A 19,713-nucleotide genomic window follows, 5' to 3' on the forward strand; every position below is an offset into this window, starting at 1 on the left:
ATATGACGACGTCGGAGATCACCATCGAGGAAGCCGGCAACACAGCGGAGCGGCCCCTGCTGGAAATCAAAGACCTGGCCATCACGTTCAAAACGAGCAATGGCGAAGTGAATGCCGTCCGGAACGCGCATCTGACCATCATGCCGGGCGAGACCGTCGCCATTGTCGGTGAGTCCGGGTCTGGAAAGTCCACCACGGCCTTGGCCGCGATCGGACTGCTGCCGGCCAATGGCCGGGTTTCCGGGGGCCAGATTCTGCTGGATGGCGAGGACATTTCACACGCCAGCGAAAAACGGATGATCGAACTGCGCGGCAATACTATTGGCATGGTTCCCCAGGACCCCATGTCCAACTTGAACCCGGTGTGGAAGATCGGTTATCAGGTCAAGGAAACATTGCGTGCAAACGGCCGGCCCAGCGGCCCGGCAGACATTGCGGAAGTGCTGTCCCAGGCCGGCCTGCCCGATGCACACCGCCGGGCAGGACAATACCCGCATGAGTTCTCGGGCGGCATGCGCCAGCGTGCCCTGATTGCCATTGGCCTCTCCTGCCAGCCTCGCCTGCTGATCGCGGACGAACCGACATCGGCACTCGACGTCACCGTCCAGCGGCAGATCCTGGATCACCTTGAGGGCATGACGGCAGAGTTGGGCACTGCGGTGCTGCTCATCACCCACGATCTTGGCCTTGCAGCCGAGCGTGCCGACCAGGTGGTGGTCATGTACCGCGGGCAGGTGGTTGAGTCCGGACCGTCCTTGGAACTGCTGCGCAACCCGCAGCACCCCTACACCCAGCGGCTGGTTGCCTCGGCCCCGTCGCTGGCCTCACGCAGGATTCAGGCGAGCAAGGAGGCCGGCCTTGCCGCAGAAGACCTCCTGGCTCCGACTGAAGCTGCAGTGGTCCCGGACAAGACTTCCGAAGTGCTGGAGATCAGGGACCTGACCAAGGTCTATAAGCTCCGCCACGGCTTGGGAAAGTCGACGGACTTCAAGGCTGTGGATGCCGTGAGCTTCGCCGTGAAGCGCGGCACCACCACAGCGATCGTAGGGGAGTCCGGCTCGGGAAAGTCCACCGTGGCCAAGATGGTGCTGCAGTTGGAGAAGCCCACCGACGGGACCATTGTCTTCGACGGGGTGGAGACCTCCACGCTGAAGCCCGCCGAGCTGTTCAAGTTCCGGCGCCGCGTGCAGCCGATCTTCCAGGACCCGTACGGGTCCCTCGATCCGATGTACAACATCTACCGGACCATCGAGGAGCCGCTGCGGGTTCACAGGATCGGGAACAGGGCCAGCAGGGAGAAGAAAGTCAGGGAGCTGCTGGACCAGGTGGCGCTGCCGCAGTCCACTATGCAGCGCTTCCCGAACGAGCTTTCCGGCGGCCAGCGCCAGCGCGTGGCCATCGCCCGGGCACTGGCACTGGACCCCGAGGTCATCATCTGCGATGAGGCCGTCAGCGCCCTGGACGTCCTGGTGCAGGCGCAGGTGCTTAATCTCCTGGCCGAGCTGCAGTCGAACCTTGGTCTGACCTACCTGTTCATCACCCATGACCTGGCCGTGGTCCGGCAGATCGCCGACCACGTCTGCGTCATGGAAAAGGGCAAACTGGTGGAGACCGGTTCCACGGACGAGGTCTTCGAATCGCCGAAGCAGGACTACACCAAGGCCCTGTTGAACGCGATCCCGGGCGCCCGGCTGATGCTGCCGCCCGAGGTGGCATAGCGCGAAAAGCAGACTGCGACAGGCCGGTGCGGCACCCCGCAAAGGGGCCGCGCCGGCTTTTCGTACCTATGGACCCGGAAGGCCCGGGTCAACCGAGCTCGCGTCCGGTCCCGCGGTCCCCCACCGCATCTCCCGCGGGGGACTTTAGGTCAGGGACACCCATGTCCTTGAACCGGCGTGCCAGGAGATTCCCCAGGACCCGCCGCCCCTCGTTGTCCATGTGCACTGAATCCATGAGCCGGCGCTCCAGGTCATACCGCGTCAGCCAGTCTCCGACGCTGACGAATTCCAGGCCGTGGGCAGCGGCGATACTGCCCACCAGGGCGTCCACTTCGGTGCGCCGGCCGCCCCCGTCGCGGGCCAAGGTGCCCACCATCACGATCCTTGCAGTGGGAAAACGGGACTTCAGTGCCGTCAGGAGGCGGTCGGCGTTGGTCCTGATCTCGCCGTCGGACGCTCCCTGGGCGGCATCATTGCCGCCACCTTCGACGATGATCAGCGCGGGAGCCTGCGCCGGCAGCAGCCAGTCGCCCTGCTCCAGCGCATCGATGTAGTTCCCCACGGCACCCCTGGAAGCGACGAACCCGGTTCCGCCAAGGCCACAAAAATGCACGTTGTAGCCCAAGGCTGCCAAAGCCTGCCGTGGCCAGCCGTTGGCAGGGGAAGACTGGGAGTCACCAATGAGCAGGGCAGTACGGCCCGGATCTGCAACCACCACTTCGTCGCGGCCAAACACAGGGTTGAAGACCACGGACCCCGGCGCCATGACGTCCAGGGACTGTCCGCCGGCCGCTCTCAAATCGCCCTGCGCGGCTCCCAGCTGCGCTGAATAGGGGGCGGCTACCGGTTCGCCCGGCGCGGGCGGAACTGCCTTGGCGCCGGCAGCGGCGCCGGCCCTGCCGGCGGCCGCCGAGGGGACTTCCGCCACCGTCGGCGCTGAAGGGAACCCTCCCAACGGCTGTCCCGGCGTCGAAAGCAGTAACCCTGCCGTGATCCCCAGCACAATAAATCGGGTCAGGGCCGGGATGCGGCTCATATGGTTTCTCCGGGATTCTCGCTGCGTTCCCAGCAATAATGGGGCATCCGGGGGCATAAATCCAGTGCCGGACCGCCCGGTTTTGGTGACATCTTGGCAACGGAAACGCATCCGCCTAAGTAAGGCCGCGAACCATCGTTTTAGGCCAATAAATGTCAGGGGCGCTAGAATAGGAGCAGGTGCCCTGTGTAGAGGGCCGAATCCTTCGTGCGTTCCGGTAGGAAATGGCGCGATACAACAGCTGACTCCACTGAATCGAGCCATTACGCATGTCTGAAACCACCACCAACACCGCGGTAGCCACTGCATCGCGCAGTGATCTGCGCAACGTCGCGATCGTGGCCCACGTTGACCACGGCAAGACCACCCTGGTCGATGCCATGCTCAAGCAGACCAACTCCTTCGCGGAGCACAACCACCTCGAAGACCGCGTGATGGACTCCGGTGACCTGGAACGCGAAAAGGGCATCACCATCCTGGCCAAGAACACCACGGTGGCTTACAACGGTCCTTCCTCCAACGGCGAGACCATCACCATCAACGTCATCGACACCCCCGGCCACGCCGACTTCGGTGGCGAGGTGGAGCGAGGCCTGTCCATGGTTGACGGCGTCGTGCTCCTGGTCGACTCCTCCGAAGGCCCCCTTCCCCAGACCCGCTTCGTGCTCCGTAAGGCCCTGGCTGCACACCTGCCCGTGATTCTGCTGGTCAACAAGACCGACCGTCCGGACGCCCGCATCGACGAGGTTGTCCACGAGTCCATGGACCTTCTTCTGGGCCTCGCTTCCGACCTCGCGGACGAGGTTCCGGACCTGGATCTGGACAAGGTCCTGGAAGTTCCCGTCGTTTACGCCGCCGCAAAGGTTGGCCGCGCGTCCCTGGAGCAGCCGGCCAACGGCTCCGCCCCGGACAACGAGGACCTCGAGCCGCTGTTCAAGGCCATCATCGAGCACATCCCGGCACCGACCTACAACCCGGACGGTGTCCTGCAGGCGCACGTCACCAACCTGGACGCCTCCCCGTTCCTGGGCCGTCTTGCGCTGCTGCGCATCTACAACGGCACGCTCCGTAAGGGCCAGCAGGTTGCCTGGGCCCGGCAGAACGGCGAGCTGAAGACCGTCAAGATCACCGAACTGCTTGCCACCAAGGCACTGGACCGCGTTCCGGCCGAATCCGCAGGCCCGGGCGAGATTGTCGCCGTCGCCGGCATCGAGGACATCACCATTGGCGAAACCCTCACCGATGTCGAGAACCCGCAGCCGCTGCCGCTGATCACGGTGGACGACCCCGCGATCTCCATGACCATCGGTATCAACACTTCGCCGCTGGCCGGCAAGGTCAAGGGCGCCAAGGTCACCGCGCGCCAGGTGAAGGACCGCCTGGACAAGGAGCTGATCGGTAACGTCTCCATCAAGGTTCTCCCCACCGAGCGTCCCGACGCCTGGGAAGTCCAGGGCCGTGGCGAGCTGGCACTGGCCATCCTCGTGGAGCAGATGCGCCGCGAAGGCTTTGAACTCACCGTGGGCAAGCCCCAAGTGGTCACCAAGACCATTGACGGCAAGATCCATGAGCCGATGGAGCACATGACCATCGACGTTCCCGAGGAATACCTCGGCGCCGTCACCCAGCTGATGGCTGCCCGCAAGGGCCGCATGACCAACATGGCCAACCACGGCACCGGCTGGTGCCGCATGGAGTTCATCGTTCCCGCCCGTGGCCTCATCGGCTTCCGCACCAAGTTCCTCACGGACACCCGCGGCGCCGGTATCGCAGCCTCCATCTCCGAGGGTTACGAGCCGTGGGCCGGCCCCATCGAGTACCGCACCAACGGCTCAATGGTTGCCGACCGTGCCGGCGTAGTCACCCCGTTCGCCATGATCAACCTGCAGGAGCGCGGCTCGTTCTTCGTCAAGCCCACCTCCGAGGTTTATGAGGGCATGATCGTGGGCGAGAACTCCCGCGCCGACGACATGGATGTGAACATCACCAAGGAAAAGAAGCTCACCAACATGCGTGCCGCTTCCTCTGACACCTTCGAGAACCTGACGCCGCCGCGCGAGCTTACCCTCGAAGAGTCGCTGGAATTCGCCCGCGAGGATGAGTGCGTCGAGGTGACTCCGGAAGCCATCCGCATCCGCAAGGTCATCCTGGACACCAACGAGCGTGCCAAGGCCAACCGAGCCCGCGCCAAGGCCTAGTAGCAAGAGGAAAGCCGGAACGGCAGGCGGGAATCCGCCGTCGTTCCGGCTTTTCCTTTGTACCGCGCTGCGCAGTGAGGTCCGGCCTGGATGCGCAGGGGCAGTCCCCGCGCAGCGAAGAGTGCAGCAATTGCGCTGTCCCGTTTTCCACATAGCGGCCTGCGGCGGCTGCGCCCGGCTCCCGGGCCGGGCAGCATGCCCACATGCAAACCATTACTGAGACCCTGGCTGCAGTCGGCGGAGTAGCCTCGTCCGCCTCCCTGCGGCTGGCGGGTGTGCCGCGTCGAAGCATTGAGGCCTGTGTTCTTGATGGATCGGTGCAGAGGATAGCGCGGGGAGTCTATGCCCTGCCTGATGCTGACCCGCTGCTCATCCACGCGGGGCGCCACCACGCCGTGCCCGGCTGTGTCACGGCAGCAGGCAGCGGGGCTCTGGGCAGTCCGGCTGCCCCCGAAGCCGCATCTTGCCGCCCGGCATGGGAGACCGGTCCCGGGCTGCGTTGTTCATCGGTGCAACATCCCCCTCACGCCGCTGGACATTGTGTGCCAATCCCTCCGTTGCCTCCCGCCGCTTGAGGCGCTGGTCATTGCAGAATCCGCAGTCAAGAAGCGGTTGATCCAGCTGTCGGCGCTGCGGGAACGCTTTCCGGCCCCGCGGGAGAAAGCAATCCTCTGCCTGGTGGCCAGGATCCGGCCGCAATCCGGTTCCATCATCGAGACCATCGCCCGGTACCTGCTCGAAGAAGCGGGACTGACGGTGGAGTTGCAGGTCAACATTCCCGGGATGGGCCACCTGGACCTTCTGGTTGACGGCCTGGTGGGCATCGAAACGGATGGCCATGCCCACCACAACAGCCGGGCAGCCTACCGCGAGGACAGGCGGCGCTGGAACGTTACCGTCATCCGCGGTGTTCCAACGCTGCGGGTCACGTTTGAGATGCTCCTCAACGAGCCAGGGGAGTTCGTGCTGATGGTGCGGCGGGCGTTGGCCACGTACCGCGCTGCGCAGTGAGGCCGGGCGTGGATGCGCAGGGGCAGTCCCTGCGCAGCGAAGGCAGGTTTAGGCGCGCGGGGCGCGCCGCGGGGGCGCCGGCGGGACCTGCTTGGCCGCCACCACCTCTGTCAGGGAAATGACGACGTCGGCCTGCCGGGTACGGACGGTACACGCACCGGCGTCGCACGCCACCAGATAGCCCAACGCGTCGGTGAGGCCGCCCTCGATCCGGTAGCGCACAACCACGCGCGTGCCGGGCGCTGCGGCGGCCAGGAAAGCAGCAGGGGAGGGGGTGGGCAGACTCACCAGTTCATACTAGGTCTGTCGGCTAGGTTCGCGGGAACCGGCTGGGAGATAATAGGCTCAGATGTCAAGAGTCCGGCCCTGGTTGCCGGATGCAATAGCCGGCGGGTCGCCGGAACCAACGTGGAGAGGCCAGGGACGTGACGTACGTAATCGCGCAGCCGTGTGTAGATGTCAAGGACAAGGCATGTATCGAAGAATGCCCCGTCGACTGCATCTATGAGGGTGAGCGTTCGCTGTACATCCACCCGGACGAATGCGTCGACTGCGGCGCGTGCGAGCCCGTCTGCCCTGTCGAGGCCATCTACTACGAGGACGACACTCCGGACGAGTGGGCGGACTACTACAAGGCAAACGTCGAGTTTTTCGACGACCTCGGATCCCCGGGCGGTGCAGCGAAGATCGGCAACACCGGCAAGGACCACCCGATGATCGCCGCCCTGCCGCCGCAGAACCAGGACCACTGACAGCAGCGGCCGTGAGTGCAGCAGTGAAGCGGTTTGGCCTGGACCTGCCCGATTACCCCTGGGAAGCGATGGCTCCGTACCTGGCGAAGGCCTCGGAGCATCCCGGCGGCGCCGTCAACCTGTCCATCGGTACGCCCGTGGATCCGACGCCGGCCATCGTGCAGGACGCCCTGAAGGCCGCCGCCGACGCCCCGGGCTACCCCACCGTCCACGGTACGCCCGCGCTCCGGGAAGCCGTGGCCGGCTGGTTTGAACGCCGCCGCGGCGTGGCCGGCCTCGATCCCCGGAACGTCATGCCCACGGTGGGCTCGAAGGAACTGGTGGCGTGGCTGCCGCTCCTTTTGGGGCTTAGGCCGGGTGACGTCGTCGTACGTCCTAAGGTTGCCTACCCCACCTATGACATTGGTGCCACCCTTGCGGGCGTCACCTCCGTGGCCACGGACAACCTGGCCGAGCTCGACGACGAGACGCTCGCGCGCGTGCGTCTCATCTGGGTCAACTCGCCCGGCAACCCCACCGGCAGCGTACGGGACGCGGCCTCGCTTAAAGCCGTGGTGGACCAGGCCCGGGATCTCGGCGCCGTGGTTGCGTCCGATGAATGCTATGCCGAACTTGGCTGGGGTGCCTGGGATGTACAGCGTGGCGGCGAGGCCGTGCCCAGCATCCTGGACCCGCGGGTGGCAGGAGGCTCGCACCAGGGCCTGCTGTCGGTGTACTCACTGAGCAAGCAGTCCAATGTGGCCGGTTACCGCGCAGCCTTCGTGGCAGGCGACCCGGACCTCATGCCGAACCTGGTGAACAGCCGCAAGCATGCCGGCATGATCGTGCCGTATCCGGTGCAGGAAGCCATGCGGGTCGCGCTCGGCGACGATGCGCATGTGGAGGCCCAGAAGGACCTTTACCGCGGACGCCGCGAACGGCTCCTGCCGGCGCTGCAGGACTTCGGCCTCGAGATCAAGGACTCCGATGCGGGGCTGTACCTCTGGTCCACGGCCGGGGAGGACACCTGGACCACGGTGGCCAGGCTCGCCGAGCGCGGCATCGTCGTCGGGCCCGGCGTGTTCTACGGCGAGGCGGGCAATGGGTACATCCGTGTTGCCCTCACCGGTTCTGACGAACGCATCGACGCGGCGGTGTCCCGGCTGGGGCACACCCCGTAACAATCGTGTGACTCGCGCCACATCCGGCGCTGTTTGGGGGGCCTTGGGCCGTCGCGGATTAGTGACACCCGCCAAGGAGCGGTACTTTTTAAGTGACTATCAATGGTGGCTTTCTACAAGAAGGCAGTCCGGGTGTTGGAACCTGTCTTCTCAGGATCAGTGCGCGGGCGCACCTGATGTTGGATCAAGCTTTCGACAGAGGCCCAAGAGCCTCATGAAGGGGACTCCATGACTGAGACCAACAACGCGGCGACCCTGCTCCACGCAGGTGGCGAGCTCAAGCTCCCGCGCATCCAGGTTATTGAAGGAAACGAAGGCTATGACGTTTCCAAGCTGCTGAAGCAGACGGGCGCAGTCACCTTTGACCCCGGCTTCATGAACACCGCAGCCACTACCTCGGCAATCACCTACATCGACGGCGATGCGGGCATCCTGCGCTACCGCGGATACCCCATCGAACAGCTGGCGCAGCACTCCAGCTTCCTTGAGGTGTCCTACCTGCTGATCTACGGCAACCTGCCTACCCCCACGGAGCTGGACGCGTTCGACCAGAAGATCCGCCGGCACACCCTGCTGCACGAGGAACTGAAGGGCTTCTTCGGCGGCTTCCCCCGCGACGCGCACCCCATGCCGGTGCTCTCCTCGGCAGTCTCGGCGCTGTCCACCTTCTACCAGGACTCCCTGGACCCCTTCAACGCCGAACAGGTGGAGGTGTCCACCATCCGCCTGATGGCCAAGCTGCCGGTCATCGCCGCCTATGCGCACAAGAAGTCCATCGGTCAGCCCATGCTGTACCCGGACAACTCCATGAACCTGGTGGAGAACTTCCTGCGCCTCAGCTTCGGCCTCCCGGCCGAGCAGTACGAGCTGGACCCGGTCATCGTCAAGGCCTTGGATCTCCTCCTCATCCTGCATGCGGACCACGAGCAGAACTGCTCCACCTCCACCGTGCGCCTGGTGGGCTCCTCCAACGCGAACCTGTTCGCCTCCGTCTCGGCCGGCATTAACGCACTCTTCGGTCCCGCCCACGGCGGCGCCAACGAGGCCGTGCTGAAAATGCTGCGCCAGATCCAGGCTGAGGGCCTCAAGCCCGAGGACTACATGGAGAAGGTCAAGAACAAGGAAGACGGCGTCCGCCTCATGGGCTTCGGGCACCGCGTCTACAAGAACTACGATCCGCGCGCCAAGATCGTCAAGGCCACGGCCCACGAGATCCTCACCAAGCTCGGCGGCAACGACGAACTCCTGGACATCGCGCTGCGCCTGGAAGAGAAGGCGCTCAGCGATGACTACTTCATCGAGCGCAAGCTCTACCCGAACGTGGACTTCTACACCGGCCTGATCTACAAGGCCATGGGCTTCCCTGAGAAGATGTTCACCGTGCTCTTCGCCATCGGCCGCCTGCCGGGCTGGATTGCCCAGTGGCGAGAGATGATCAGCGACCCCAACACCAAGATCGGCCGCCCGCGCCAGCTGTACATCGGCGAGCCGGAGCGCGATTACCCGGTGCGCTGACCGCGCCGGCTTAGAAACGGCAAGAACGACGGCGGCCGCCCACCTTCACAGGTGGGCGGCCGTTTCGGGTTCCACCCCTACAGAGCAATCGATAGAGCGTGGGGGTTAGGTGGCGTAGCCGTTGGGGTTGTTTTTCTGCCAGCGCCAGTGGTCCTGGCACATTTGGTCCACGGTTTTGGTGGTGGACCAGCCGAGGTCGGCCAGTGCTGAGGATGCGTCTGCCCAGAAGGCGGGGAGGTCGCCGGCGCGGCGGTCGGTGATTTCGTAGGGGATGGGCCGGCCGACTGCTTTTTCGAAGGAGCGGAGGACTTCCAGGACGGAGGAGCCTTTGCCGGAGCCGAGGTTCCAGCGGAAGACGCCGGTGCGTTCTGCGATGTGGTTCAGGGCTGCGACGTGCCCGTCGGCGAGGTCCACGACGTGGATGTAGTCGCGCTGGCAGGTCCCGTCCGGGGTGTCGTAGTCGCCGCCGAAGACCATGAGTTTTTCGCGGCGGCCGACGGCGACCTGGGCGATGAACGGGACGAGGTTGTTGGGAATCCCCTGCGGGTCTTCGCCGATCCGTCCGGAGGGGTGCGCGCCGACGGGGTTGAAGTAGCGCAGCAGGGCGATGTGCCAGCGGGGGTCCGCGGCGCCGAGGTCGGAGAGGATGTCCTCGATCTGTTCTTTGGTGCGGCCGTAGGGGTTGTTGGCGCCGATTTCCATTTTTTCGACGTAGGGGATGGGGTTGTGTTCGCCGTAGACGGTGGCGGAGGAGCTGAAGACGATGGAGCGGACCTCGTGCCGGTCCATGACGCGGATCAGGCTCAGGGTGCCGACCAGGTTGTTGTGGTAGTACTTCAGCGGTTCCTGGACTGATTCCCCGACGGCTTTGAGTCCGGCGAAGTGGATGACGGCGTCGATCCCGGCACCGGTAAAGACCTTATCCACTGCTGCTTCGTCGACCAGGTCGACGTGGTGGAACTCCGCAGCCTTGCCGCTGAGTTCGGCCACGCGGCGCAGGGACTCCTCGCTCGAGTTGGCCAGGTTGTCGATGACCACCACCTCGTGGCCGGCTTCCTGCAGGGAAAGAACAGTGTGGGAACCGATGTAACCGGTGCCCCCGGTAACCAGAATCTTCATGGTCCAACGCTATCCCAACGGGAGGCGCCGCCGCTGCGCTGTCCCGGACGACGGGCGGGCGGACGACAACCCGGGCGTGGTTTCGATTATTGGAGCACGCCTGTGCTAAATAGGTAGTGTGCCTAAAATCGTCGATGCCCATGCCCGCCGGCAGGATGTAGTGGAAGCGGTGCTGCGCATCATCGCCGTGGATGGACTGGAACGGGCCTCGCTCCGGGAGGTGGCGGACGAGGCAGGGCTTGCGGTGGGTTCGGTCCGGCACTACTTTGCCGGCAGCGAAGAACTGCTGAACTACACCTTCGCGGCCGTGGTGGACCGGATAGTGGGGCGGCTGCAGGCAGGAATCCCGGCCGTGCGCTCCAGCGCCCTCGGGAGCACTGAGCAGAGGGAAGCCGTTTTAACCCTGCTGGGCGCGATCCTTCCCCTGGATGGCCAGCGCGCGGCGGAAGCCTGTGCCTGGCTTGCCTTCCGGAATGCCGCCCGGATCCGTCCCTTCCTCGCGGCAGAGGCGGACCGCAGCTACCGGGAAGTGGCCGCCGTTGTTGGCCAGGTTGTCATGGAACTGCTGCCTGAGGATGAACCCCAGGAACGGCTGGTGGTGGAGGCGGAACGGCTGCTCTCTACCTTGGACGGCCTCTGCATGCACGCCCTGCTGCAGCCCGAGTGGCTGACGGCAGCCATGTGCCGCGACGTGCTGGACCGGCACTTGGACGGACTCGGGGCCAACGGCCGTTAACGTAGGGACGGGGCGGGAATAGACTGATAACCGGAGGCGCCGGACCGGATCAACGGATCCGGCCGGAGCGCCAAGGAAGGACTTCGGATGCATCACGCAGGCGGTTCCGGTTGGCACATCACCACGGACACATCCGGGCCCATGATGATCGCACTCTACGTCCGGGACACCGCCGGCCTCAACGGCGCCGGCAACCCCGCCCTTTCGCACATCAAACCCAAAGTCAGGCCCGCGGACCATTCGCAGCTTACGGCCGACGTCGGGGGAGAAGCGGCGCTGAAGACCGAATGGGAGGCATGGTGGGCCCAGTTGTTGAAGGCCCATCCGCACACTGCCCCTGAGCTGACACCGCCGGACTTCGAGGCGTTCGGCAATTCGCCTGCGCTCCAGCGCGTGCTGCAGGCCCATTTTGGTTCAGCACTCACGTGGGCGCGGGAGCGACGGAGTGAATATGCCGAGCTGGAAGCGGAGCGGGCCGCTTCGGGGGCTGACCAGCTTCTTGAAGACATGGTGGATGACCGGCTGATGGAAGTTGGCCGGGACGCACGTGATTTCAACCTGACCATCATTGAGTTGCCGCTGAACGAGCAGCGCGCCTGGTTCCTAGAGCCGGACAAGATCATCATGAGCCACCACCTGATGAGCCAGCCCGAACTGTTCCGCAGCTATGTCCAGCCAGTAGTGGAGATCCTGGTGTAGCCAGAGACGCCAGCGGCTACGGCTGCGGGGCCGCTCAATCCTCCGCGGGCGCCATCACGATCCGCACTCCGGCGTCCGGGCCGCTGGCATCCTGCCACCCATTTCGGGCTGCGCGGTCCCAGCTGCGTCCGGCCACTTCCACCCGGACCACGTCCAGGGCCCTGGCGTTTGCCACGGCCCACTGGGCCACTGACCACGCCTGACTGCCGGACGTTTCCACCAGGACGGCATCCCCGTCAACGGCCGAGGGGAGCCCGCCGTACGCCTCCTTCAGGCTCGCGGCCATGGCTGCCGCGTCCCCGCTTCCGTTTCCGGACCGGAGCGTGCACTGTACCGCCCCGGGGGCCTGGCCCGTGAGGCCCGACGCGAAGGAACGGCCCATGCTCTCGTGCTGGGCATATGCCAGGGGATGGGCGGAGCGCTGCACCCGTTGCGCGGCTTCGGTGATGTCCAGGGATTCGTAATCCGGAATGGCCAGCAGCGCATCATAGAAGGCATTGGCGGCATAGTAGGGGTCCATGACCTGTTCCTCGGTGCCCCAGCCCTGTGAAGGCCGCTGCTGGAAGAGGCCACGCGAGTCCGGCCCGGCGTGGTCGCCGTGTCCGATGTTCCGCAGCTTGGATTCCTGCATGGCCGTAGCCAGCGCAATGGTCGCCGCCCGCGGCGGCAGGCCGCGCCGGACGGCCACGGCCGTGATCAGGGCAGCGTTCGCGGCCTGGTCAGGGGCGAGTTCCCCGGAAACGTCGCCAACAACAGCGGTGCAGCGTTCCGAAACAAGGGTTTCGGAACGCTGCAGGAAGAACACGGCCCCATAGACTCCCCCCGCCACCAGGGCAAGCGCCAGGACCAGGACCGCCAGGCGGCGCAGGCCGCGTCTTCGTGCCACCGGCGAATCAGTTGGCGTGTAGCGCGTCGTTCAGTTCCACGGTCTGTCCCTGGCGGGGGAGCGCTTCAACGGCGCCCGTGGTGGAATTGCGGCGGAACAGCAGGTTGGGAACGCCGGAGAGTTCTGCGGCCTTGACGATCTTGGTGGTATCCTCGCCCACCTCGTCCTTCGGGCCAGGAACACGGACCCGGGTGCCGGCGGTGACGTAAAGCCCGGCTTCAACTACTGAATCGTCGCCGATGCTGATGCCGACGCCGGAGTTGGCGCCCAGCAGGACGCGCTCGCCGATGGTGATCTTTTCCTTGCCGCCGCCGGACAGGGTACCCATGATGGAGGCGCCACCGCCGACGTCGCTGCCGTCCCCGGTCACCACACCGGCAGAGATGCGGCCCTCGACCATGGAGGTGCCCAGGGTGCCGGCGTTGAAGTTGACGAAGCCTTCGTGCATCACGGTGGTGCCTTCGGCGAGGTGCGCGCCCAGGCGCACCCGGTCGGCGTCGGCAATGCGCACGCCGGAGGGAACCACGTAGTCCACCATGCGCGGGAACTTGTCCACGCCGTAGACGGTGACCGGTCCGCGCCGGCGCAGCCGGGCGCGCGTCAGCTCGAACCCGTCCACCGCTGCGGGGCCGAAGTTGGTCCACACGACGTTGGGGAGCTTGCCGAAGATGCCGTCCAGGTTGATGGTGTTGGGGCGGACCAGGCGGTGCGAAAGCAGGTGGAGCCGGAGGTAGGCGTCAGCGGTATCGGCGGGTGCCTCGTCCAGGTTGATCTGGACAAAAACTACCTTCTGCTCGGTGCCGCGGTCTGCGTCGGCGCCGTTTTCGGCGACCTGCGTCAGGGCCTCGTCGGCGTTTTCCACCTCGCGCAGGTTGCCGGCGGCCACGCCAAGGGCGGGCGCGGGGAACCATACGTCCAGCACGGTGGCCTCGCCGGCAGCCGTGGCGACGGTGGCAATACCGAAGCCATAGGCGGAGCGGTCAGCGGCGGGGGAGTTCGAGGTTTCGGGCACGGCGGAGGAAGCGGTCTCAGTCATGTGCTCCAGTCTATCGAGGGCCCGGGGCGCCGTTCGAACTAGACTGGCTTCGTGACTGCCGAAACTGTGCCCGAGCCCGTCCCCGCCCTTTCCGGTCCCCCCGCCCTGGACCTTCGTCAGGATGTTTCGCTGCTGACGGCCGCCCTGATGGACATCGAAAGCGTCTCCGGCAACGAGGGCCGCATTGCGGACGCCGTGGAGGCTGCCCTGTTGGCTATTCCGCAGCTCTCGGTGGTCCGGGACGGCGACGCCATCGTGGCGCGCACTGAACTGGGCCTGCCCGAACGGGTCATTCTGGCCGGCCACCTGGATACTGTCCCCCTGCCGCTGGTGCCGGGATCCCGCGGGACGGTCCCGTCGACCTGGGAATCGGGAGTGCCGGGCGAAGGAATTCTCTACGGCCGCGGCGCCACGGACATGAAGGGCGGCGTGGCTGTCCAGCTGGCGCTGGCTGCAACAATGTTCGACGGCGGCGCCCAGCCTGGGCGGGACGTCACCTTTGTGTTCTACGACCACGAGGAAGTTGAAGCCGTGAAGAGCGGCCTGGGACGCTTGGTCCGCAACCACGGCGACCTGTTGAAGGGCGACTTCGCCATTTTGCTGGAGCCAACGGATGGAACAGTGGAGGGCGGCTGCAACGGCACCAGCCGGTTCCATGCCACCACGATAGGGGAATCCGCTCACTCGGCCCGCGCATGGATGGGCAGCAACGCCATCCATGCCGCAGCACCCATCCTGGCCCGGCTGGCGGAATACCAGCCGCGGACCATCACCGTGGACGGCCTGGACTACCGGGAGAGCCTGAACGCCGTCAAGATCAACGGCGGCACGGCGGGGAACGTCATCCCGGACCGCTGCGTGGTGGAGATCAACTACCGGTTCGCCCCGGATAAGACACCGGACCAGGCGGAAGCGCACGTCCGCGAGCTGCTGGCCGGGTTCGACGTGGTGCGCACTGATGCTGCTGCCGGGGCGCGGCCGGGCCTGAACCACCCCGCTGCCGCGTCCTTTGTTGCTGCAGTCGGAGCCGAGCCGAAGCCCAAATACGGCTGGACCGACGTCGCGCGCTTCAGCGAACTGGGCGTCCCGGCAGTGAACTTCGGGCCCGGCGATGCGCTCCTGGCGCACAAGGACAACGAACACGTCCACGCCGAGGCCATCCGGGCCTGCCTGGCAGCGCTCCGGAAGTGGCTCGCAGCGTAGCCTGTCGAAACGCAAAGGTCCGGAACCCCGAGGGAGTTCCGGACCTTTTCCATGCAACCGCTAGGGCGCTGCGGCCTCGATGGCCTCAGGCTCGGCCGGAGCCGTACCGCCCGCGGCCTTCTTGGAGCCGCGCCGCTCGATCCACACTGCCAGCCGCGAGACGCCGATGTTGATGGCGATGTAGATCGCTGCTGCCACGAAGAACACCGGGAACAGGAACTGCGTGCCCAGGAAGTCCGCCATGACCTGGACTGCGCGGAGCAGTTCGCCGTAGGCCACGATGTAGCCCAGCGAGGTGTCCTTGAGGAGCACTACCAGCTGCGCCACGAGCGAGGGCATCATGCGCCGGATCGCCTGCGGAAGTTCGATCAGCATGCGCGACTTGAAGCTGGTCAGGCCGATGGCCAGGCCCGCTTCACGCTGGCCCTTGGGCAGCGACTGGATGCCCGCGCGGATGATCTCGGAGAACACTGCAGAGTTGTACAGCACCAGGCCGGTGACGACGGCGATGAACGGCGACGTGCCGAAGCCCAGAAGGACGAACAGCATCATCAGGACCACAGGCATGCCGCGCAGGAATTCCAGCACGATCCTGGTGGGTACCCGGAGGAACGCTGAATCGGAAATTCGCAGCAGCGTCAGCGCCAGTCCCAGGGGGAAGGCGATGACCGCGGCCAGCGCCGCGGCACTGAGCGTCGCGCCCAGGCCGTTGGCCAGCAGGGTCCACACGTCGCCACGCGTGAAGATCTGCCACCGGCGGCCCTCGAAAATGCCCTGCTGGGCGAGGGTCATAACGATCCAGGCGAGCAGGCCCAGGATCAGCACCGAACCAACAATGGATCCGATCAGGGAAATTCGGCGGGCCTTGGGACCCGGAACGTCGTAAAGGACGGAGCTCATCGGGCGATCGCCACCTTTCGTTCCACCGTGCTGGCCAGGATGCCGAGCGGAACGGTGAGGAGCAGATAGAAGAAGGCCGTGCCCAGGAGCACCGCGATAACGGCGTCGCCGTTGGCGTTGGCCAGCTGGCGGCCGTAGCCGAACAGTTCAAGGACGAAGAACGCGCCGGCGACGGAGGAGTTCTTCACCAGCGCGATCAGGATGTTGATCAACGGCGGGATCACCGTCCGCAGCGCCTGCGGCAGGATGATCAGGGACAGCACCTGGCCGAATTTCATGCCGATGCTGCGGGCGGCCTCGGCCTGTCCCACAGGAACGCTGTTGACGCCGGAACGCACGGCTTCGGCTATGAAGGCTGCCGTGTATGTGCTCAGTGCGATGATCGCGGCAACTTCGAACTGCTCAAACTTGACCCCGAGCCTGGGGAGGACGATCGCAGCAAAGAAGAAGGCAATGGTCAACGGGGTGTTCCGCAGAACCTCCACGTAGATCATGCTGAATCCCCGAAGCGCCGCTACAGGGGAAACCCTGGCCGCTGCGAGCAGGGTGCCGAGGACCAGGGCGATGACGCCGGAGACGGCGGAGAGGAAGAGTGTGCGGAGAAAACCTTCCCAATACAGGGGCAGGTTTTCAAGAATGACGTCCATAGGATCCTTCGGCTCTGGGAGTGGACGGGTGTGGAGACGGAAAGTTGCCGGGGCCGGTGGACCGGCCCCGGCAACACCCGGGTGACTTAGTAACGGTCAAGCTCGGGCAGTTCAGGGGCGGTCTTGATGACGGCGCCCGCAGTGTCCTCCCAGGCCTTCTTGTACGAGCCGTCCTCTTCGAACGCTTCGAGCTGGTCGTTGATCCAGTTACGGAACTCGGTGTCGTCCTTCTTCAGGCCGATGCCGTAAGGCTCCTTGGTGAAGGTCTCGTCGGAAGCGAGCTTGAAGGCATCGGGCTCCTTGTCAACGAAACCGGCGAGGATCACGTTGTCGGTGGTGATGGCTTCAACCTGCTTGTTGCGCAGCGGCTCGAGGCAGGCGGAGTAGGTGGCAGCCGGAACCAGCACTGCACCGTACTTTTCCACGATCGTGGCGGCCGGGGTGGAACCGGTGACCGAGCAGACCTTCTTGCCCTTGACGTCCTCGGGCTTCTTGATGGAGTCATTGTCCTTGTTGACCATCAGGGCCTGGCCGGCTTCGTAGTACGGGCCGGCGAAGCTGACAACCTTCTTGCGCTTGTCGTTGATGGTGTAGGTGGCGATGACCAGATCAACCTTGCCCTGTTCGATGAACGGTTCGCGGTTGGCGGAGACGGTTTCGGACCATTCGATCTTGTCTGCGGGGATGCCCAGCTTGGCTGCGATCAGCTTGCCGATTTCAACGTCGAAACCAACGGGCTTGTTGTCCAGGCCAACCTGGCCGAACAGGGGCTGGTCGAACTTGGTGCCGATCTTGATGGTGCCGGCGGAAGAAAGCTTCTCCATGGTGGTGCCCGCTGCGAAGCTCGGCTTGTCCTCAACCTTGGGGTCGCTGCCGGAGTCACCGCCCCCACAGGCGCTCAGGGACAGGGCGAGTGCAGCGGTGGCTGCGACGAAGAACGACTTGCGCCGGGTCATAAATGCCTTCATTGACATTCCTTTCATTGGTGGCCGTGGGTCACGGCCGGATGCGAACTGGAGTGTGGTTGTTCGTGGGTGGATCAGTGGGTAAGGAGCTTGGAGAGAAAGTCCTTGGCCCTGTCGCTCTTCGGGTTGGTGAAGAACTCTTCCGGGGTGTCATCCTCAACGATCTGGCCGTCTGCCATGAAAACGACACGGTCCGCGGCCTTGCGGGCGAAGCCCATCTCGTGGGTGACCACGATCATGGTCATGCCTTCCTTGGCGAGCTGGACCATCACGTCAAGGACTTCGTTGATCATCTCCGGGTCAAGGGCAGAGGTGGGCTCGTCGAAGAGCATCACCTTCGGCTTCATGGCCAATGCGCGGGCAATAGCGACGCGCTGCTGCTGGCCGCCGGAGAGCTGGGCCGGGAGCTTGGGGGCCTGGTGGCCCACACCCACCCGTTCAAGCAGGGCCATGGCGTCCTTCTCCGCCTCGGCCTTGGACACGCCTTTGACCTTGATGGGGCCGAGGGTGACGTTTTCCAGGATGGTCTTGTGCGCGAACAGGTTGAAGGACTGGAAGACCATTCCGACGTCGGCACGGAGCTGTGCGAGTTCCTTGCCTTCCTCCGGGAGCACCTTCCCATCGATGCTGATGGTTCCGCCCTCGATGGTCTCCAGACGGTTGATCGCGCGGCAAAGCGTGGACTTACCGGATCCCGAGGGCCCGATGACCACAACAACTTCACCCTTGCGGACCTGAAGATTGATGTCCTTCAAAACGTGCAGCTGGCCGTAATGCTTGTTTACGGCGTTCAGGGAGACGAGGGAATCGCCGGGCACATGAGTAGTCATAAGACGAATCTAGCGAACATTCGCCATTTATGACGGCTATCACCCCATCTCGCCGGTGATCGTGATTCAAGAGATACCTGCCAGGGGAGGCTAGCCTAGGGGAATGAGCATCAATGCAGATCCGACCAGGAATTCCCAACCGCGGCGCAAGGGCCCCCTGGAGCTCCGGCGCAAGCAGGCCGCGGTGGAAATGTCGGACCAGCATCTCCTCGATACCAAAGGCCCTGGACAGTTCGTGCATACCGATCCGTGGCGTGTCCTCCGGATCCAAAGCGAATTCGTCGAAGGCTTTGGCGCGCTCGCGGACGTCGGCAAGGCGGTCAGCGTCTTCGGCTCGGCCAGGACCAAACCGGGCAGCGTCTACTACGAAATGGGCGTGGAGGTCGGGCGGAAGCTGGCAGAAGCCGGCGTCGCCATCATCACCGGCGGCGGCCCGGGATCCATGGAGGCAGCGAACCGGGGCGCCGTGGAGGGCAATGGGGTGTCTGTCGGGCTCGGCATCGAGCTCCCCTTCGAACAGGGCCTGAACCAGTGGGTGGACCTGGGCATCAATTTCCGGTACTTCTTCGCCCGTAAGACCATGTTCGTGAAGTACGCGCAGGGCTTCATCGTCCTCCCCGGCGGGCTGGGGACGCTGGATGAGTTGTTCGAGGCCATGGTCCTCGTGCAAACCCGGAAGGTCACGTCCTTCCCGATCGTGCTCCTTGGCGTCGAGTTCTGGGGGCCGATGATCGAGTGGATCCGGGGAACCCTGGTGGCCGAGGGCATGGTTTCCGAGAAGGACCTGGACCTGATCCAGCTCGTTGACGATCCTGCAGAGGCCGTGGACCGCGTTCTGCATTCGGCCGTCGCTCCGTCCCCTAACGGCGAGCAGCGCCCGGAATAAGGTTTAGGCGGGCGCGGGATCCGGAGCCCTATCTGGCACCATGGAGCCGTGAGCTTCTTTCTGGTTTTCCTGGCCATTGCGCTGGTGGGCGCCGCCCTGTGGGCAGGTTTGGGCCGCCGGTCGGTCGGAGTCGATTCCTCCCGTGCTGCCGACCGGCCCCTGCCCGTCCTGCTGGACGGCGGCCTGCCCCAGCCGCCTGCCAACCTTCCCCCGGTGCTGCTTCCGGCCCATGCCGCCGCGGAGGACGTAGACCGGATCCGGTTCTCGGTGGGCCTGCGCGGCTACCGCATGGACCAGGTGGACCAGGTGCTGGATGAGCTGCGGAACCAGCTTGCCGCCAGGGAAGCCGAAATCGTTGAACTGCGCGACCGGCTCCCGGCAAGCCAGGATTCCGCGTGAGCGCAGTGGAACAGGAC

Annotated in this window: 21 protein-coding genes; 12 read left to right on the forward strand and 9 right to left on the reverse strand. The window is 65.1% G+C overall.

The annotated features are described in order from the left end of the window. Nucleotides 1–2 precede the first annotated feature (2 nt). Nucleotides 3–1,718: a dipeptide ABC transporter ATP-binding protein gene (locus ACFWIX_RS03890; RefSeq protein ID WP_377214772.1), complete on the forward strand. Its 1,716-nt coding sequence runs from the start codon at nt 3–5 to the stop codon at nt 1,716–1,718. A gap of 88 nt (nt 1,719–1,806) precedes the next feature. Here ACFWIX_RS03890 and ACFWIX_RS03895 read toward each other — a convergent pair whose 3' ends face one another. Beyond that, on the reverse strand, nt 1,807–2,754 hold the full coding sequence (locus tag ACFWIX_RS03895) for an SGNH/GDSL hydrolase family protein (protein ID WP_377214773.1): 948 nt from the start codon (nt 2,752–2,754) through the stop codon (nt 1,807–1,809). A 269-nt stretch (nt 2,755–3,023) separates the two neighbouring features. On the opposite strand from ACFWIX_RS03895, the gene typA reads away from it, so the two are divergent. From typA to ACFWIX_RS03910, 3 genes are all read left to right on the forward strand, one after another. Next, nucleotides 3,024–4,952, forward strand: a complete 1,929-nt coding sequence (typA, locus tag ACFWIX_RS03900; RefSeq protein WP_377214774.1) for a translational GTPase TypA — start codon at nt 3,024–3,026, stop codon at nt 4,950–4,952. A gap of 203 nt (nt 4,953–5,155) precedes the next feature. Further along, nucleotides 5,156–5,527, forward strand: a complete 372-nt coding sequence (locus tag ACFWIX_RS03905; RefSeq protein ID WP_377214775.1) for a type IV toxin-antitoxin system AbiEi family antitoxin domain-containing protein — start codon at nt 5,156–5,158, stop codon at nt 5,525–5,527. A 37-nt stretch (nt 5,528–5,564) separates the two neighbouring features. Then, on the forward strand, nt 5,565–5,963 hold the full coding sequence (locus ACFWIX_RS03910) for a hypothetical protein (protein ID WP_377214776.1): 399 nt from the start codon (nt 5,565–5,567) through the stop codon (nt 5,961–5,963). 48 nt (nt 5,964–6,011) lie between these two features. Here the strand turns inward: ACFWIX_RS03910 and ACFWIX_RS03915 are convergent, their stop codons facing one another. Then, nucleotides 6,012–6,251, reverse strand: a complete 240-nt coding sequence (locus ACFWIX_RS03915; protein WP_377214777.1) for a hypothetical protein — start codon at nt 6,249–6,251, stop codon at nt 6,012–6,014. Nucleotides 6,252–6,388: 137 nt separating this feature from the next. On the opposite strand from ACFWIX_RS03915, the gene fdxA reads away from it, so the two are divergent. From fdxA to ACFWIX_RS03930, 3 genes are all read left to right on the forward strand, one after another. Beyond that, the gene (gene fdxA, locus ACFWIX_RS03920; protein WP_009356972.1) at nt 6,389–6,715 is read left to right on the forward strand and encodes a ferredoxin; all 327 of its coding nucleotides are present in this window, start codon (nt 6,389–6,391) and stop codon (nt 6,713–6,715) included. A gap of 11 nt (nt 6,716–6,726) precedes the next feature. Then, on the forward strand, nt 6,727–7,875 hold the full coding sequence (gene dapC / locus ACFWIX_RS03925; RefSeq protein WP_377214778.1) for a succinyldiaminopimelate transaminase: 1,149 nt from the start codon (nt 6,727–6,729) through the stop codon (nt 7,873–7,875). A gap of 228 nt (nt 7,876–8,103) precedes the next feature. Beyond that, complete coding sequence (locus ACFWIX_RS03930; protein WP_377214779.1) at nt 8,104–9,390, forward strand: citrate synthase; 1,287 nt, start codon at nt 8,104–8,106, stop codon at nt 9,388–9,390. A gap of 105 nt (nt 9,391–9,495) precedes the next feature. Here the strand turns inward: ACFWIX_RS03930 and galE are convergent, their stop codons facing one another. Next, nucleotides 9,496–10,509, reverse strand: a complete 1,014-nt coding sequence (galE, locus tag ACFWIX_RS03935) for a UDP-glucose 4-epimerase GalE (RefSeq protein ID WP_377214780.1) — start codon at nt 10,507–10,509, stop codon at nt 9,496–9,498. A 118-nt stretch (nt 10,510–10,627) separates the two neighbouring features. Here galE and ACFWIX_RS03940 point away from each other — a divergent pair, with 118 nt between their 5' ends. Next, nucleotides 10,628–11,245 (forward strand): TetR/AcrR family transcriptional regulator, encoded by a 618-nt coding sequence (locus tag ACFWIX_RS03940; protein WP_377214781.1) that lies wholly within the window; start codon nt 10,628–10,630, stop codon nt 11,243–11,245. An 87-nt stretch (nt 11,246–11,332) separates the two neighbouring features. Beyond that, a complete protein-coding gene (locus tag ACFWIX_RS03945; protein WP_377214782.1) occupies nt 11,333–11,944 on the forward strand; it encodes a hypothetical protein in 612 nt (203 codons plus the stop codon). A 34-nt stretch (nt 11,945–11,978) separates the two neighbouring features. On the opposite strand, the gene ACFWIX_RS03950 is transcribed toward ACFWIX_RS03945, so the two are convergent. Both ACFWIX_RS03950 and dapD read right to left on the reverse strand, forming a co-directional pair. Further along, nucleotides 11,979–12,830, reverse strand: a complete 852-nt coding sequence (locus ACFWIX_RS03950) for a hypothetical protein (protein WP_377214783.1) — start codon at nt 12,828–12,830, stop codon at nt 11,979–11,981. Nucleotides 12,831–12,837: 7 nt separating this feature from the next. Beyond that, nucleotides 12,838–13,866, reverse strand: coding sequence for a 2,3,4,5-tetrahydropyridine-2,6-dicarboxylate N-succinyltransferase (gene dapD, locus ACFWIX_RS03955; RefSeq protein ID WP_377214784.1), 1,029 nt, complete (start codon nt 13,864–13,866; stop codon nt 12,838–12,840). Between the two features lie 51 nt (nt 13,867–13,917). On the opposite strand from dapD, the gene dapE reads away from it, so the two are divergent. Beyond that, entirely contained in the window at nt 13,918–15,069 is a 1,152-nt protein-coding gene (gene dapE / locus ACFWIX_RS03960; RefSeq protein WP_377214785.1) for a succinyl-diaminopimelate desuccinylase, read from the forward strand. A gap of 60 nt (nt 15,070–15,129) precedes the next feature. Here the strand turns inward: dapE and ACFWIX_RS03965 are convergent, their stop codons facing one another. The 4 genes from ACFWIX_RS03965 to ACFWIX_RS03980 all read right to left on the reverse strand — a co-directional run bounded on the left by ACFWIX_RS03965 (nt 15,130) and on the right by ACFWIX_RS03980 (nt 18,411). After that, complete coding sequence (locus tag ACFWIX_RS03965; RefSeq protein ID WP_377214786.1) at nt 15,130–15,969, reverse strand: amino acid ABC transporter permease; 840 nt, start codon at nt 15,967–15,969, stop codon at nt 15,130–15,132. Beyond that, nucleotides 15,966–16,616, reverse strand: coding sequence for an amino acid ABC transporter permease (locus ACFWIX_RS03970; protein WP_377214787.1), 651 nt, complete (start codon nt 16,614–16,616; stop codon nt 15,966–15,968). Before ACFWIX_RS03970 ends, ACFWIX_RS03965 begins: the two co-directional genes overlap by 4 nt. An 86-nt stretch (nt 16,617–16,702) precedes the next feature. Beyond that, nucleotides 16,703–17,584 carry a glutamate ABC transporter substrate-binding protein gene (locus ACFWIX_RS03975; protein WP_377214788.1) on the reverse strand — a complete coding sequence of 294 codons (882 nt, stop codon included), beginning with the start codon at nt 17,582–17,584 and terminating at the stop codon, nt 16,703–16,705. A 71-nt stretch (nt 17,585–17,655) separates the two neighbouring features. Beyond that, on the reverse strand, nt 17,656–18,411 hold the full coding sequence (locus ACFWIX_RS03980; RefSeq protein WP_377214789.1) for an amino acid ABC transporter ATP-binding protein: 756 nt from the start codon (nt 18,409–18,411) through the stop codon (nt 17,656–17,658). Nucleotides 18,412–18,514: 103 nt separating this feature from the next. Here ACFWIX_RS03980 and ACFWIX_RS03985 point away from each other — a divergent pair, with 103 nt between their 5' ends. Then, nucleotides 18,515–19,297, forward strand: coding sequence for a TIGR00730 family Rossman fold protein (locus ACFWIX_RS03985; RefSeq protein ID WP_377214790.1), 783 nt, complete (start codon nt 18,515–18,517; stop codon nt 19,295–19,297). Between the two features lie 48 nt (nt 19,298–19,345). After that, nucleotides 19,346–19,696 carry a DivIVA domain-containing protein gene (locus tag ACFWIX_RS03990; RefSeq protein ID WP_377214791.1) on the forward strand — a complete coding sequence of 117 codons (351 nt, stop codon included), beginning with the start codon at nt 19,346–19,348 and terminating at the stop codon, nt 19,694–19,696. Nucleotides 19,697–19,713: the final 17 nt, after the last annotated feature.

It is taken from the genome of Pseudarthrobacter sp. NPDC058362 (assembly GCF_042723515.1).
Lineage (GTDB): Bacteria > Actinomycetota > Actinomycetes > Actinomycetales > Micrococcaceae > Arthrobacter.